This window comes from Thioalkalivibrio nitratireducens DSM 14787 (assembly GCF_000321415.2).
Taxonomy (GTDB): Bacteria; Pseudomonadota; Gammaproteobacteria; order Ectothiorhodospirales; family Ectothiorhodospiraceae; genus Thioalkalivibrio; species Thioalkalivibrio nitratireducens.
Map to the genome: position 1 here is coordinate 1,306,731 of NC_019902.2, position 14,357 is coordinate 1,321,087.

Sequence of the window (14,357 nt, forward strand, 5' to 3'; positions counted from 1 at the left end):
GCCCCGCGGCCCCGGCGCCGCATGGGTGCCGGGGGTCTGCGGGTGGCGCGGTCAGGCTACCTGGCGCTGCGGCTCGGGCAATTCCAGCGTTTGGCGCGCGGGGCCGAGCGGGTCTGCGCCGATGGTTCCGACCAGACTCTCCAGATAGGCGGCGCTGCGTACCTCCGCAAGTTTCGCGCGCGCCGAGCGGAGGCGGTCTGCGATGTCGAGACGTTCCGCCTCGTCGGCGTGACTTTCGAGTTCCAGGAAGTGCTGAAGATTGTCCGCGTGCCGCTGCCACAGAGCTGCGTCGCGGCCCTGTTTCACTTCCAGTCGCTCGCGGTACCAGTCCGAGGCGAGCAGGTAGTCGCGGGTGAACATCGCCCGGATCTCCGGGTGGTGCGCGTCGCGGCCCTGGTAATGGCCCTCTGCCATGATGTGCAGCAGGGCCTTGAGCGGCGGGCAGGCATCGTCCAGGCAGCCGTCTTCCAGATAGCGCCGTGCGACCCGCTGCTGTGCTTCGACGATATTGGCCACTCCGTCCGCGAATACGTCGAGATCCTGCGTTTCCGGACGCAGGATCGCATCGGTGAACACCGCGCTCGGATTGTCGAAGATCTTGCCGAGGAAGTCGTGCACGAAGCGGTCGGTGATCCGGTAGCCGAGGCGGCTGGCCAGCACGCTCTGCCCCTTGTGTTCGAAATCGGTCAGGGGTTCCAGGTAGCCGTTTTCGATCATGAAACCGGGCTCGCGTTCCTGCGGATGCAGGCGCGTCCAGATCTCCGGAATCAGCAGGCTGACGTCGTGATCGACGCGCACCTGCGGGCCGATGTGTCCCGCCGAGCTCGAGAAGCCGGCGTAGCCGGTCAGGATGAACGACACCAGCGCGTTGTTCAGGTCGGCGGTCGGGCGCAGCGCGTTGAATGGGCCCTTGGTGAGCGCGCCTTCGCTGCCAGCACCGGTCGTCGACGGTGACTTGCCGGTCAGCGAGCAGACGAAATCCATGAACAGCTCGGGCAGTTCCTGGTAATGGATCGGGTTGTACACCGCGAGCGGACGGATCCCCGGCTCGGGGGGATTGTTGCGCCGGCCGGTGAGCACCGCGTCCACCGGCAGGCACAGTGGTTCGCCGAGCGGCAGCTTGCGGTGGAAGCGGGCACCCATCTCGGCGACATAGCGCCGGACCGGATGGACCAGATCCGGGCGCGTCTGCAGGTAGCGCGGGTTTTTCGACGGCTTGCCGTCGACCAGCCGCGGGTGGGCCGACGACACCACGTAGCCGCCGGCGGCCTCGGCCTCGAGCAGCAGGTTGCGCATCGGGGCGGTGAAATTGTGTAACGTCAGCACGTCGTGGGTGACCGCCGACAGCGCGTCGCCGCGCAGCGGCTCGTAGTTGGCGAGGAAGTTCCCCGGCCGTGCCAGGTCGGCCTCGGTCTGCCGATCGAAGCCCGGGTGGATCGCCTCGTCCGGGCGTTGGAACAGCCGATACTCGCAGTTCTTTACCAGCTTGTGGCTGCGCTGCCGGGCATCTCCTTGCGGCGGGTGCGTCAGGCACTGCGCGGGCACGACCACGCTGGCGCTGATGTCGTCTTCCATCTGCACCTTCTCCGCCGCGATGTAATCCTGGCGGACCTTGAACGTGCGCCATTTGCCCTCGGTGTCGAAGCCCAGGCGCAGATAGGTGGCGATGATGCGGCGACCGTGCAGCTTCAGTTCGTGGCCGGGGGCGCCATCGACCTCGTCGACCGACAGGTGGTGGCGCCAGTCGTTACCCCATTCCTGGCGGTAGAAGCGCTTGATCAGGAACACCAGTGCGAGAATGCGCGGGGGGATGGCCTCGAGCCACTGGTTGAACTCGTCGGTGTAGCTCTTCGAAGGGGTCAGCAGCTTGATCACCGACCCGAGGCTGCGCTGCGGGCTTAGCGGCTTGCGGCTGGGATCGTGGTCCTCGGCCTCGTACCCCGGGCGGAAGCGGGTGCTGTAGTCGCGGTCGAAGATCTCCTGTACGCGGTCGAGATCCTTGTGCAGGTCGTCGACGAACAGCGGACCGAAGATCACCGCGTCCTCGATCGACTTGGAGATCTCGCTTTTGCCGCCGCCGGAGACCGTGCAGGGCTTGTGGCAAAAAGTGCCTTCCGGGTCGGTGCCGACCAGGCGCCAGGAAGGCGCTCCCGGGTGGCGCAGCATCTCGACCTTGTAGCCGTTCGGCTGCATGTAGATCTTGCCCGGCTCCAGTCGGATGGTACGCGTCTGGCCCTGTTGTTCCCAGGTGATGGTCTGCGCGTTCAGGGACATGCGCAGATCTTGCGGTACGTAGATCACCTCGGGGTGGTGGCGATCGATGGCGTACCCTTCGGGCTGCGAATCCATCACGGATCCGTAGCGCTCGACCATCTCGTCGAAGGTGTAGCCGGGTTCGCGGGTACGGCTGTCGACGCCGTATTCCTCGCCGTGATTGCGGCGCCGAAACGCGAGTGCGCCACCGGCATGCTCTTCCTCGGCAAGGCCGTAGAGGTTCGCGGCGAAGCTGATCTGGGTCTTCACTTCCTTCTTGCAGTAACCGTAGTAATTGTCCGCCACCACGGTCACGATCACGCCGCTCTCGTCGCGCGCGGTGACCTTGAAGGCCTGGCCATTGTTGTAGAGATCCTGCTCCTCGCTCCAGCACATGCCGTCTTCGCGCTGGCGCTCGCTGGCCTGGTCCCAGTGCGGCAGGCCCAGTTCCTTCTTGGTGCAGTGGATCAGGTGTGGTGCGAGGATCACGCAGCCGGTATGGCCCGTCCAGTGTTCGACATCGAGTGCGGCGTCGAACTCGGGCAGGTACGGATTGCCGCCGTTGCCGAAGATGCTCTCGACGAAGTCCAGGTTGCTGACCAGGTTGCCAGGCGCGAAGAACCGGATCTCCATCGTTTTCTCGGCGGCCTGGTGCGGGATCTCGGGACAGACGGTCGGGCGCAGCAGCAGCGATACGAACATCCGCGCGGGCCGCCGCGCGCTGGCGGTGAACGGCAGCGTGAGCAGATCGTCCGGCGGGTTCAGCGCCGCCGCGAGCAGGCGCCCGAATGCCTCTCGCGGCACGGCCTTCTTGTCCCCGGGGATCGGCAGTCCGCCTTCGGCAACGTGGAACGATCCCTCGGTGGTGCGCCGATCCTTGTCGGGGTTGTGCAGCACGCCCTGGCGCACGCGGTAGCTCGACAGGATCTCCGAGTGGAACTCGTCGCCGTCCATCGGCAGCGACAGTTCGCGGGCGACCCCGTGGCGGTCCAGGATGAAGCTCTGCGTCGGTAGCCGGGGCACCGGATCAAGCCCTTCGAGGTAGCGTTCCAGGAAGTCCTGGACCCGCCGGTCCGCGGGGCAGTGATGCTGCGACAGCAGTCGGTTCTTCTCGCGGTAGGACTTCAGCAGATCCTGGGCCGTGTCCAGGAACTCCGCCATGTCCCCGCTCAGGAACGTCGGCTGCCCCGAGGAGGCGAGTTTCAGGTTGATGTAGAGCTGGAGCTTGCGGCGCTCCGCCTCGGGATCGGCCGGGCTTGTGCCCAGGCCGAGCATGCGTACCAGGTCCATGAACCCATCCTCCAGGCGCGCCCTGTGGGCCGCGTCATTCTCGTTATTCGGTGCCGGCAGCGCTTGCGGACGCACCGCGAGGCGGGTCCGCCGGCGCGCGGACGCACAAGGGTGCCGGACGCGGCCGGTCAGTTCAAGTCGAACGATATCCCGCCATGCCGGGTCGGGCCGGGAACGGTGTCAGGCACCAACGCTCATGGACAACGGCCACCCGGCAAGATGAAGACCGAGCCACGGAAAGCACGGACAGACCCGGAAAAGGGCGTTTGATCGCTTTCACCTTCCGTGACTTCCGTGGCCGCATTGTCACGCTGATCGGGGCCAAGCGACCATCCCGAACCCCGAACTGTTGCCTCTGAGCACGCACAGTCACCAGGCTTCGTTCGCTTGTCGGACGAAGGCATTTTGGTCGCTCGGCAGTGTCGGGGTGCACCGCCTTTGTTGCCGCCGTCGTTGGGCGATTCGAGTCACTCTACTGCCTCCACCCTGGGGGAGGCAGTGTTTGTTCGCCTGATCGCTGTCGCTCACAATGACCTGCGGGCAGCGTTCATTTCGGAACCGGCAAGGCAAGCCGGCCGGCTCCGGGGCTCCACCCGCCCACAAACGGTGTTCAGGCCGCGGTACCGAAGACGTACTTGGGCCGGAACCAACGAATGAGCAGCGGCAGCAGCATCAGTGCCGTGAACACATGCAGGATCAGGGCGGCACCGATATACATCGCGAGGCCCCAGGTATTGGCCAGGTCGGTCCCTATCAGGGGAATGAAGCTGCCGAGCAACACGAATACCGATACGATTACTGCGGATCCCGTGGTGTTCTGCGTGTTGCGGAGCGCCTGTGCCCAGTTCCTGCCGGTGGCTTCCATCTCTTCTTTCAGGCGCGAGATCATGTAGATGCCGTAGTCGACGCCAAGGCCCATCGCGATGCTGAGCGTCACGATCAAGTGGAAAGCAAGGTTGCCCGACCAGTTCTGCACCGCAGTGAAGTAGCCGCCCAGCCCGTACTGCGCGAACAGGACGATGAGCAGCGTCGCGAGCAGTAGCCCGGCCAGCGTAAACGAACGGAACATCAAAGCGGCAATCAGGAAGATTGCGAGTGCCGTCTGCATCGGTGTGCGCAGCCACTCGTCCATCGCGACTTCGCGTGTGGCCTCGGTGGCGCCCAGGAACCCGCCGACCCCGGGACGTACGTAGTCCAGACCTTCGATCGACAGTTCATTGGTGTCGCCGGAGAGGTCGGTCCAGGGACCCGAGCGCAGGCCGAAGTGCACCTTGCCGAATCCGGGATCGTTCTTGTGATCCTCGATGTACTGCTGGATGTCCATCGTCACCTGGTGGGTCTCCACCGGGTCCATGGTGTTGATGAACCCGAGCACGACGCCTTCGTTCCAGTCGTGGGAGACAAACGAGTCCATGTCGCCGGCCGACGTCATCGTTTCGAGCAGGCCGTTGTATAGCTGCACGATCGCATCCGGGTCGCGGTCGTCGTCCGGGTCGATCGCTTGCAGGTATTCCCGCGTCGGGATACGCAGGTCCGCGAGGTCGAGCGGGTCACCGGGTTCCGCGGCGAGCAGCATGTTCACGAGACGGACGTACTGGGCGTAGGAGCCGGTATACCCGATGAACGCATGCGCACGCATCCAGTTCTCCATGCGCTCGACGTCTGCGAGCACGGACGCGTCGTTGAAGATGCCCTGCGCACCGCAGGGATCCGGATCCCAGCATCCCAGTTCCCGCTCGTACGCCTGGCATTGGGCCCGCCTTTCCTGCGGGTCGTCGATGTCGAACAGGTACTCGGGAAAGTAGGTGTCGAGACAGTCCGGGGAGAGCGCCTCGCGCCCGCGGATCGGGACGCTCACCGAGATCACTCCGGGCATGATCTGGTTCAGGCGTTCCAGATCCTGCCAGGTTTCCGATTTCTCCTTGAACGCAGCGCGCGCGTAGTTGATGCCCTTCTCCAGCCCCGGGAACGGATCCGCGACAGATCCTTCCCAGAAGCGCGTGTGGTAGGCGGACACGGCCATCACCAGCGCGATCACGCCGATCGGCAGCCACTTGCCCGGTCCGAGCAGCATTCGGGTCATTCCCCCGCCGACCTTCGCTTCCCAGCGGTGTCCGTGCTTGTCGTTGCAGCTCTCCTGCGACGGAGGGAACACGGTCAGCAACAGCGGGATCAGCGTGGTCGTGGTGAACAGCAGGGTCAGCATCCCGAATACGCCGAAGTAGGCGTAGGCCTTGAAGAACGAGATGTCGACCAACGCCAACGTCGCGAACCCGACCATGTCGGTCACGATCGAGAGCGTGGCCGGGATGATGGTGTGGGAGATCGCGATATGGGCAGACTTGAAGCAGTCCCCGCTTCCGGCCTGTTCGAGCATGAACCGCCGCGTGATCTGTACCGAGTGGCCGATTCCGATCGCAAGCAGCAGCATCGGCGTGAGCACCATCATCGTGGTGAGCTTGAACTCGGTGTACCCCATCAGGCCGAGCGTCATCGCAATGGTGGCGAAGACCCCCAGGACTGGGAAGATCGCGCCGCGCCAGTTGCGAAACTCGAGCCAAAGTACCGCGATCACGATCAGCAGCGACAGCGCGAACAGCCACCATTTCTGCACGAGATCGAGCAGCATGTAAGCGAGGAAGTAGGGCTCGCCGGCGACCAGTATCTCGACGCGGTCATCCTCGGCGTGCTGGGCCATGAGTTCCCGCACCTCGCGGACCCAGGGCAGGTAGATCTCTTTCACGCCGTCGCTGTAGTCGGCGATGATGTAGGCGGCGACGGCCTTGCAGAACGCCTTGTCGTAATCTTCGTAGGCGCAGTTTTCCCCGGTCTCGCGGTCCACCATCGAGACCAGCATCGGCGCCATGACCGGGTTGGTGCGGATGCCTTCCTCGAGAAAGGCGAGTTCCTCGGCCGCCTGGTCGGGGTCCGTCGTGCTGATACCGGCGGTCGGAATCAGGCGCTGGAAGACCAGGCCATACTCGTCCGCCCCCATGTACTTGATCTTCTGTGCCGCGAGGTTGATGAAATTCTCGGGACGCGCCTCGGGCAGCGCTTCCATGTCACGGTGGATTTGCTGGATCTTGTTGATGAACCACGGCTGGAAGATGTCGCCTTCCTTCACGTGGACAGCGATCACCATCAGGTTCGCCATGCCGAACTTTTTTTCGACGTAGTCATTGGTGGCGACATAGCGGTTCGTTGGCGGCAGCAGCGTGTCCGGATCGTTGCGCACGTCCATCTTCGGGATCTGGGTCGCCAGTACACCGGTCGCGGTCAGGATGAGCACGATGATGATCCAGCGGAAACGGATCACGAAGCGGGCATAGGCCTCGGCCCAGGGCTGAGCCGGGGGGAGCGGACGGGGAGTGCTGGCCATGGCGTAGTTCCTGACGGATGGAGGAGGCTACGAACCCGTGCCGGATAAACCGGCACCGGTTCGGGCGCGATCGGTCAGAGGCGATCTACCAGAAGAAATACTGGAGGCCTACCTGCACATTCGACGACTTCTTGAATTGTCCGAACGTGGTGTCGTCGTCCCCCCAATAATGGTTCCACTCGGCCAGGCCCACGAGATTGCTCGTGAACGACCAGTCGAGATCGAAGCGGTTCCACCAGCCGCCCCCCTCTTCGTAGATGGTAATGTTGTTCCACCGCCCGCGCTGGCTGGGGCCAAAAGGCTTGGAAAAGAACAGGGAGTAGAATTCCTTGTTCTTGCGGGCCGCCTTCAGGCCGTTGGACGGATTCATCGTCGCGAACTTGGCGGTGTAACGTGAACAATCGAATTCGATCCCGGCCTGCGTGGTACAGGTCGCACTCTCGTTTACGTGGTCGAGGTTGCGGAACTGGATGAACTGACCGCTGATCAACAGGTTGGTCATCACCGTGATGTCGGCCCCGAGCACGTACTTGAACATGTCGGCCTTTTGCATGGTCAAGCCGTTCGACAGGTCGCCGATTCCGAGCAGAACGTTATCGACCACCGGCTGGCGGGTATCCTTCTGGTAGAGAAGTTCCCCGCGCAGAACCACGGGTCCCAGGGCGGCGGTGTCCAGCGCATAGTCGAACGAGCCGCCGATGTTGTGAATGCGCTGCTGCCGCTCGTTGAACCGAAGCTCGACGGGATTGGTGTTGTGCGCGCCTGGTGCCATGCCGAACGTAGGGTCGGCCGCGCCATAGTACTGGCCGGCGGCATTGCGCAGCAGTAGTGAGGTAGTGTCGCCAGCGTTCGGCCCGCTGAGGTCGCGCTGGATCTCCGCGCGACTCCGGTCCGTGGTCAGGTCCGGCGCCAGCGCGCCGCCGCCGATGTCCATGCTCGCCGCCCGCTGCACCGTCAATGCTTCGCCGGTGACCCCATCATGCCAGCTGAGGTCGATGTGAGGATTCGGATCGTAGTTGTACAGGTAGTTCAGCGAGTAGCCGAGGCCACCGCGGGTCATCGTATTGAAACGGAGGCCGATGTTCGCATCCTCAGCGTTTGGCCGGTCATTGACGTAGGCGGAGCGCACGCTGTTGCCGGTGAAGCCGGCTCCAGCAAACGTGTTGAATGTGGCGAACGACGCGTTCGGCATGTGCTCGAAAGCCGAGGTCCGATCGGTGGGATCCCAGCTCGTGTCGGTGAATCCGGTACCGGTGACCGGCACCAGATTGGTGACGAACTCGTTGGCGTTTGGATCGCTCGTGCAGGTGGGGTCTAGGCCGCACTGGGCAATGTTGTTCAGCAGCATGAACCCCGGCACCCCAGTTTCCGGAGTCGCCGGCAGGATCTCGCCGGGGCTGGATTGCGGGTCCCAAAAGCCGCTGGCGAACCCGTCGACGGTGAGCCCGGCAAAGGGCACCAGGCCCGCCGGATTCGGCATGCCACCGGTAAATGCGCCGCCCTGCGCTGCGTTATTGAAACTCTGCGCCGTTCCGCCCAAAGCGGGAGTGATGTTGAGAAACCCGTTGACCTGCCCCGAGATGGCGTCGACGCCCTTCATGATGAAGGGGTGGCCGGCATCGCCGGAGCGGTTCAGACCCGGGATCCGGTTGACCGCCGACTGGGACGCCACGAACTGCAGGTTGCCCTTGTTGTCGTCGAGTTCGCGTTCGACCCGGGCCATCCAGACCGGGATCCGTGAATCCTCGAACGTGTTCTGATTGAGTTCGCGAAAGTCCGTGGGGTTGATGATGTCGAGAAGCTTGATGCCGTCGGCCCGACCCCACACGAGCTGCTGCTTTCCGAGTTTGACGAGCCAGCCACCGTCGGCCCACTCGGCGTAGAGTTCACGCAGGTAATCATGCTGCGAGTAGAGTTCGTGACCCCGGTAGTCGAAGGAGTCACTCTTGATGGCCTCGGTGTCGTAGATGAAGTTGAGATCGGCATGCCAGATCGCGTTCTTCGCGAGGTCGCCGGTCAGGAACAACCGGGCGGAGTTCTCGAACTTGAGTACGTCACCAGCCGAGTGACTGTCCCGCTGGTCGAGCATGTTGCCGGCGGCTCCCGTGACCTGTCCGGAGCGGGAGAAGACGGATGTTTCGTTTTTCAGGTATCCGCTGAAATCGATGGCGAGTGCACCGTGCGGTGCCCCCAATGCGATCAACACGGCGCAATGGATCAATGCTTTCTTGTGCATGGAAGTCCCCCCTTAAGAAAAGACGGCCCGGCAGCGGTCAGGAGAGCCTGTCCGGAAGCCGGGGCGTATGGTCCTGCGATGCTCCCGTCAGCGCCGAATCCGTTCCAGGGTGGATTCCGACCAGAATCGCTCCGGGATGTCGGTATTGAATTCGACGACATCCTGCGGGATCACCGCCCAGGTTTCGTGGCCCGTGTCCAGTGTCTTGCCGTACCAGTAACCCCAGGAAAGGGCTCGCGGATCGGGGTGCTCCAGGCTGATCCAGTCGCGGTCGATGATTTTGACCATCGAGTCGTTCTTGAAGTATTCGGTGCGGTAATCCGCGAACGATTGGGTGTCGACATAGCTGATGCGATAGTCGTACCACCAGTTGTCGAACTTGGTACTGCTCTTCAGCTTGTAGACTTCCTTCCCTTTGTGCTCGCAGGCCGGCGGCGGCGGGTCGCTCAGCTCCCGGACGCGCACGTCTTCCATAACGTTCAGGCAGTCATCGAAGGTTTCGGTGCCCAGCAGTTCGTGGGTTTCGTGAAAAGGCTTGCGCAGCGTGACGTCGCCGAAGGTAAAGTCGCTGCCGCCCCAAGCATCGTCGTGCGCCGGTTCGGCGAATCGGCGGATACGCCGGATCGCCGGCAGCCAGATGGAATACGTTTGGCTGCGGGCGTCGTCGGTATAGTCGACGATCAGCATCCCGGTACCGCGGAGCTTGCCGGAATGAAAGATGGCCAGGTCCTTCGCATTGATTTCGCCATCGGGTGGGTAGTCGTTGTTGAGATAGCGGGATAGGGTGTTGCTAGTCACACCGCCCCGCCCTGTGCGCAGGATCAGGACCGTAATGGCGTCTCGGGTATCCTTGATCGTGTAGTTGTCGAACGCATAGAAATGGTTGACGAAATAGACTTGTGCTGCGATCTCGTCGGCATCCGGAGTGCCCGTCGGGAGGGGTAGATCCTTCGGGACCCCGGCAAACACCAGGGGGGTGAGTACCAGCGCGGCGCTGCCAAGCATTGCGGGGATCGGCTTCATCAGAACTCCTCCAGGAGGTGTGGTCTTGCCCCGGCGCCCAGAGCGGAAGGGTATGAAGCACCCGTCTGCCGGGGTGTATTAGCGTTTTGTGTATTAGTATTTTAGAAAAGTGCTAGGCGAACTCATGGTTAATTGGGGAAAACATTGCCCGTGGGGAAACAGTAAGTCAACCGGAAAAAAGGATGACTGGCTCTGTACGTTTCTACGTACTATTACGTAAGAGAGTCAGAAGGAGCTTCGACGATGGGTCGAAAAAAAGGCAGGCCATCGTGGCCTGCCTTGGCGGGTGCTAAGCCCGAATAAGGGGCTATTCGACCGTGATGGTGATCACGTCGGACGCGACCGGCGGGTCGAAGCTGATATGGCGGTAGTCCATGAACAGCAACTGCAGGGTGTGGGTTCCTGCGGGCAGATCCAGGCTCGCTTCGGTCTGGCCGCCACCGAAATGACGGGTTTCGTCGGAGAATGGCAGGGACGCGTCGAGATCGATGTCGTCGATCGTCGCGTTCACCAGCAGGTGGTGGTGGCCGGTGTTGTCGACCTCGACCCCGGCAGGTGCGACGCCCATGCCGCGCAGGCCCATGCGCACGGTGACCGATCCCTCGATGGTTTCACCGTCGGACGGCGAAATGAAGTAGACCTTCGCCCCTTCGGGGGGCGCCGGACGATCGGACGCGAGGCCCAGGGCAGGGGTAATGGCCAGGCCGAGAACGGCAATGGCAGGGAGCATGCCTTTCAACATCGGGATATCCTCCATCGGACAGGTTCGTTTTGGTGGTATCCGGGCCGTCTGCGCAGGCAGGGGTTCCGTTCGCTTTCCCAATGGCCCCCCGCCGGAAGACTCGCGGGAACCCTGTCATCGCAACGCCCGTCGGGCGGAGCCGCTATTTGGAGATTCCGCCCGCCCCGATCCTGAACGGGTTTGCCGCCTGGGTCCAGCCCCGAGGGTGCCGGGCCCGGAATCGTGGCACCGGGTTCCGAGGGTCAGCCCCGGCTTTTGCATTGTCCGAGGACGTCAGTTCGGCGGGCCCGGCGGCGACGAGCCCGAGCCCGTGGAGATCAGATACACCCCCAGCGCGGCGAGCACCATCCAGAGGAACAGGGCCCAGATGCCCAGGTGCTCCCACAGTGGTCCGAAGAAGAACAGCATCAGTGCGGCAACTCCGAGGATCACGTTGCCGAGGATGAAATAGCTGCGGGTTCCGTCGTCCTGAGTTGCCATGGTATCCCTTGAGCGGTTTGGCCGGCCGCGCGATTGTAGCAGGCGGGCCGGGTGCTCGCCGTTACCGCGCTCCGGCCCGGGGCGCCGCGACCGGGCGCACCCAGAGCCGGTCGCCGGTCTCGATCGCCTCGAGCGTCTGTCCGAACAGCCGCTCGAGGGCGGGCACGTGAAACACGTCGGCGGTGCGGCCCCAGCAGAGACCGCCGTCGGGATACATCAGGATCAGGTGGGTGCAGTAGCTGGCCGCCAGATTCGGATCGTGCAGCGCAAGCACCGCGCCGCGCCCGTGGTTCGCGACCTCGCCACGAATCAGTTCCAGCACCTGGACCTGGTGGCGCAGGTCCAGGTGGTTGGTCGGCTCGTCGAGAAGCCACAGCGGTGGATCCTGCGTGAGCAGCGTGGCAATCGCCAGGCGCTGGCGCTCGCCGCCGGACAGCGTCTGCACCTGCCGCGTGGCGAGCCCTTCCAGGTCCATCCGTGCCAGTGCCCGGTGGGCGATCTCGTGATCGTCCGCTCCCTCCAGATCCCAGGCGCGCAGGAACGGGTGGCGGCCGATCAGCGCGGTCTCGAGCACCGTCGAGGGAAAGCCGTCGTGATGGTCCTGGAACACCAGGCCCAGGCGCCGGGCGACCCGGCGTGGCGGGAGCGCAGGCAGCGGTTGGCCGTCGATCAGGATCTGCCCGGAACGCGGCCGGCGCAGGCCCGCAAGGGTGTGGAGCAGGGTGGTCTTGCCCGCGCCGTTGGGCCCGAGCAGCCCCCAGCACTGGCCTGGCAGCAGCGCGGCATCGAGTGCCATCGCGCCGGTTCGTCCAGGGACGTCGATCACCAGCGCGTTCAGCTGCAGCAGCGCCGCGCTCATGCGCGGCTCCGGTACAGCAGGTACAGGAACACCGGGACCCCGAGCATCGCGGTGATCACGCCCACCGGCAATTGCTGCGGTGCGATCACGGTGCGCGCGAGGGTGTCCGCCAGCGTCAGCAGGATACCGCCGGCGAGTGCCGATGCAGGCAGCAGCAAGCGCTGGTCGTTGCCGATCACCAACCGCAGCATGTGCGGAACGATCAAGCCGACGAAGCCGATGGTTCCTGCGGTGGTCACGGCGACAGCGGTCACCAGCGCCGCCAGCAGATACACCGTCCATTCCATGCGCCGCACCGCAACGCCCAGTACCGCAGCCTGCAGCGGCCCGCGGGCGAGCACGTTGAGACCGCGCCCCAGCGGCAGCGCGAGCAAGACGGCGGTGACCAGGGCGATCCAGGGGACCGTGAAGCCGCGGGCCTGCCCGAGATCCCCCATCAGCCAGTAGAGCATTCCCGGCAGCTCGGGGCTGGGCCGCACCGCCAGCAGAAAGGTGATCACCGCACCCCAGCCCGCGGCGACGACCACGCCGGTCAGCAACAGGCGGGTCGGGGTCCAGCTGCCGGTGCCATGGGCGAGTCCGAATACCAGCAGGGTCGACGCCATCGCGCCGGCGAATGCGGCACCGGACACGCTGGCCAGGCCCAGCCCGGCGATCATCGCCAGCAGTGCCCCGACCGCGGCGCCCCCCGATACGCCGAGGATGTACGGATCCGCCAGCGGATTGCGCAGCAGCACCTGCATCAGTGCGCCGGCCAGCGCCAGCAGGCCGCCTGCCGCGAACGCGGCCAGTGCCCGCGGCAGGCGGAGTTCCAGTACCACCATGCGCGCGAGGTCGGAGCCCCCGCCCAGGAATGCCGCGGCCACCTCCGACGGGGCCAGGGTCACGCTGCCCAGCATCACCGAGGCGGTCAGGGACAGCAGTGCCCCGGCCGACAGGACGGCCAGCACCGCCGGCACCGGTGCGCTGGCGCCGGATCGGCGAAATGCGGGCACGGTCAGGGTTCCGGCCGCCGCGCGCGGGCGAGTTCCAGCGCCTCGCACAGCATGAGCGCCCCGTCTGCGATCCGCGGAGTGTGCCGCTGCAGCAGCGACGGTGGCACGAAGAACAGGTTGTCCCGCCGGACCGCAGTCAGCGCGCCCCATTCCCGCCATGGCTGCAGCCAGTCGGGCCGGTCCTCGCCTGGTCCGCCGGTGACGATGGCCTCGGGGTCGGCGGCGAGGACCGCTTCGCGGTCCGGACGCGGAACCAGGCTGGTTTCCGATCCGAACAGGTTGCGGCCGCCACAGAGCCGGATCGCTTCGCCGATCAGGTGGCCATCGTTCACCGTCATCAGCGGCCGGTCCCAGACCTGGTAGAACACGGTGACCGGGCGCCGGTGCGCATGGTTCCGCCGGAGCGCGTCGATTTCGGCCTCGAAGGCCCGGGCTGCGGCCTCGGCGACCTCCGGCTGCCCGGCAAGCCGTCCCAGTCGGCGCAGATCAGCGGCGATGCCGGCGAGGTCGGCAGGTTCACTGTAGTACACGGCGAGTCCGAGCCGTTCCAGGCGTTCCAGCGCCGTACGAGGGCTGCCGCTGGCCCACGCGAGCAGCAGGTCCGGCTCCAGTTCGAGGATCCGCTCCAAATCAAGATGGGCCGCCGTGCCGACCCGGGGGATCTTCAGGGCCGGGGGCGGGTAATCGGCATGTTCCACCGTGCCTACGATGCGCTCGCCGGCCCCGGCCGCGAACAGCAGTTCGGTCAGATGCGGCGTTAGGCTCACGATCCGCTGTGCCGGCTGCTCCAGTACGACCTCGCGGCCCAGATCGTCGGTGACCGTGACACCCGAAGCGGCGCCGGCCGCCAGGGGCAGGAGCGCACTGAACAGGACACAAAGGAAGCTGCGGAATCCAGGCATGGGAACGGGGTTGCGAAAACGGCCTTTAGGGTCATCCGTATCGGCGCCCGGTGCAAGCATGGATCTCGGTATCAGGGCCGGGGGCTGGTTCGACACCGGCGGCGCACGGCCCCTTCCGGGTTCGATCCGGATGCCTCGCGGGCACCGCCCAGGACGGCCCCAGCGGTCGCACCACCGGGCTCGCCCGGCGCCGCAGCC

At 64.9% G+C, this 14,357-nt stretch carries 9 protein-coding genes; all 9 read right to left on the reverse strand.

The genetic code is table 11. The features are described from left to right. Positions 1-51: 51 nt before the first annotated feature. Positions 52-3,543 (reverse strand): PPi-type phosphoenolpyruvate carboxykinase family protein, encoded by a 3,492-nt coding sequence (locus tag TVNIR_RS06290; protein WP_015258158.1) that lies wholly within the window; start codon positions 3,541-3,543, stop codon positions 52-54. Positions 3,544-4,153: 610 nt separating this feature from the next. Next, a complete protein-coding gene (locus TVNIR_RS06295; protein ID WP_015258159.1) occupies positions 4,154-6,922 on the reverse strand; it encodes an efflux RND transporter permease subunit in 2,769 nt (922 codons plus the stop codon). 85 nt (positions 6,923-7,007) lie between these two features. Further along, positions 7,008-9,158 carry a DUF1302 domain-containing protein gene (locus TVNIR_RS06300; RefSeq protein ID WP_015258160.1) on the reverse strand — a complete coding sequence of 717 codons (2,151 nt, stop codon included), beginning with the start codon at positions 9,156-9,158 and terminating at the stop codon, positions 7,008-7,010. Positions 9,159-9,245: 87 nt separating this feature from the next. Beyond that, complete coding sequence (locus TVNIR_RS06305) at positions 9,246-10,181, reverse strand: outer membrane lipoprotein-sorting protein (RefSeq protein WP_015258161.1); 936 nt, start codon at positions 10,179-10,181, stop codon at positions 9,246-9,248. A 307-nt stretch (positions 10,182-10,488) separates the two neighbouring features. Then, on the reverse strand, positions 10,489-10,911 hold the full coding sequence (locus tag TVNIR_RS06310; protein ID WP_083499524.1) for a DUF4399 domain-containing protein: 423 nt from the start codon (positions 10,909-10,911) through the stop codon (positions 10,489-10,491). 285 nt (positions 10,912-11,196) lie between these two features. Continuing rightward, positions 11,197-11,403 carry a hypothetical protein gene (locus tag TVNIR_RS06315; protein WP_015258163.1) on the reverse strand — a complete coding sequence of 69 codons (207 nt, stop codon included), beginning with the start codon at positions 11,401-11,403 and terminating at the stop codon, positions 11,197-11,199. A gap of 61 nt (positions 11,404-11,464) precedes the next feature. After that, a complete protein-coding gene (locus tag TVNIR_RS06320) occupies positions 11,465-12,262 on the reverse strand; it encodes an ABC transporter ATP-binding protein (RefSeq protein WP_015258164.1) in 798 nt (265 codons plus the stop codon). Next, positions 12,259-13,161, reverse strand: coding sequence for a FecCD family ABC transporter permease (locus TVNIR_RS06325; protein WP_237251798.1), 903 nt, complete (start codon positions 13,159-13,161; stop codon positions 12,259-12,261). The genes TVNIR_RS06320 and TVNIR_RS06325 overlap by 4 nt, the downstream gene beginning before the upstream one ends. Positions 13,162-13,259: 98 nt before the next feature. Then, entirely contained in the window at positions 13,260-14,159 is a 900-nt protein-coding gene (locus tag TVNIR_RS06330) for a cobalamin-binding protein (protein ID WP_015258166.1), read from the reverse strand. Positions 14,160-14,357 lie beyond the last annotated feature (198 nt).